Source organism: Heyndrickxia sp. FW510-T9 (assembly GCF_058781025.1).
Genome location: NZ_JBYSWK010000004.1, coordinates 1 through 1,786, shown reverse-complemented (window position 1 = coordinate 1,786; position 1,786 = coordinate 1). Strand labels below are relative to the sequence as shown.

The following is a 1,786-nucleotide window of genomic DNA, read 5'->3' as shown; positions in this document are numbered from 1 at the left end:
TGACCGTTCTTCCTCCCTTTCTCCGTTTGCGGGCACGTTCCCGCTGTGAATGTGACCGTTCTTCTGCTCTTTACTCGTCTGCGGGCACGTTCCCGCCATGAATGTGACCGTTCTTCCTCTCTTTCCTCGTTTGCGGGCACGTTCCTGCCATGAATGTGACCGTTCCTCCTCCCTTCCCCCGTTTACGGGCACGTTCCTGCCTTGAATGTGACCGTTCTTCCTCTCTTTCCTCGTTTGCGGTCACATTCCTGCCTTGAATGTGACCGTTCTTCTGCTCTTTACTCGTTTACGGGCACGTTCCCGCTTCTTCCTTGTTCTATTTGTACTACCTTATCGTTTAATCCTCCAATTACTCCACATAATTAGAAACTTCAATCAAATTTTGGTCTGGATCCCTAAAGTATACGGAAGTAATTTTTCCTAAAGCACCGGTTCGAAATACGGGGCCATCTAATATAGCAATATTAAGTTTTGTTAGATGAGCTACAATTTCTTCTATCAGTGAATCAGTGATAAAACATAAATCTGCCGATCCGGGTGTTGGATGCATTGCCTTTGGTTCGAATTCCAGACCGAGCTGATGTAAATTTATTTTTTGACTTCCAAATTGCAGTGCTTTTCTACCTTCACCAAATGTAATGACTTGCATTCCTAATACATTTTCGTAAAAATCACACGAAGTTTGAATATCCTTTACTGTTAAAACAAAATGGTCCAGTCTACTAACTTTCATTTTGTACCCCACTTTTCATAAAATCTTATTTACCTAGGATTAGAATACTAAGGATTCTTTTTATTCTCCACATCAATATACCAGAAAGCACCAGAATCAAAATCTTATTTCTATAAAGCAAAAATGAGCCGCCTAATTTGTTAGACAACCCTTTTTTGTATTCTTATAATATATCCATCCATACCTTAATAGCTGTGACACAGATTAACACAGCCAAGATCAACTGAAGAATTTTTGTATTCATTTTTCTACTGACTTTTGCGCCGATTGGTGCGGCAATTAAACTTGCGATTATCATGATAATCGCAGGTACGTAGTCTATTTGACCAGTAGAAATTTTTCCAATCGTGGAGCCGATCGACGAAATAAAGGTAATGGCTAAAGAAGAAGCGATTGTCATTCTCGTTGGTATTTTTAATACCGTTAACATAATTGGCACTAGCATGAAAGAACCACCTGCTCCTACAATCCCGGCGCCTATTCCTACAATCAATGCAAGAATTGCAGCAAGCCATCCATTGAAATTCACTTGATTGAATGGAATGTCATCAATACCTTTTTTCGGAATAAACATCATGACTACTGCGATCACCGCTAGAATTCCATAAATTAAATTAATTCCGCTTTCCGGCATATGATTAGAACCAATACTACCAACAAAGCTTCCAATTAAAATACTTATGCCCATATAGACAATCAACTTTTTATTTAAGAAATCTCCTTTGCGATACGTCCAAACACCGCCAATGGTTGCGAATAACACTTGAATAGCAGTGATTCCTGATACCTCGTGTGATGTAAAATGAGCTACACCTAAAAGCGCAGGAATATATAATAGCAATGGAAAATTAATAATTGCGCCACCTATCCCTAACATTCCTGATATAAAGGAACCTATAAAGCCAATAATAAATATTGTTACAATAAAGCTAATATCCAAAAGGAAAACCTCCTAAGAAAAGCGTAAGCACCTTGTACATCGGCGTACGGATGAGTGAAATTTGAAGTGTAATTTCACCTGAGTAGTCTTCGACTGAGATAAAGGAAACCGTG

General features: G+C 39.0%; 2 protein-coding genes. Both read right to left on the bottom strand.

The genetic code is table 11. The features are described from left to right. Positions 1 to 349: 349 nt before the first annotated feature. A complete protein-coding gene (locus AC3WJF_RS03205) occupies positions 350 to 733 on the bottom strand; it encodes a VOC family protein (RefSeq protein ID WP_492449662.1) in 384 nt (127 codons plus the stop codon). Between the two features lie 163 nt (positions 734 to 896). Then, positions 897 to 1,673: a sulfite exporter TauE/SafE family protein gene (locus AC3WJF_RS03200; protein WP_492449661.1), complete on the bottom strand. Its 777-nt coding sequence runs from the start codon at positions 1,671 to 1,673 to the stop codon at positions 897 to 899. Positions 1,674 to 1,786: the final 113 nt, after the last annotated feature.

What these genes read in the sequence shown, in the direction of transcription:
- AC3WJF_RS03205 (WP_492449662.1), bottom strand. Translation starts at nt 733, where the DNA reads ATGAAAGTTAGTAGACTGGACCATTTTGTTTTAACAGTAAAGGATATT.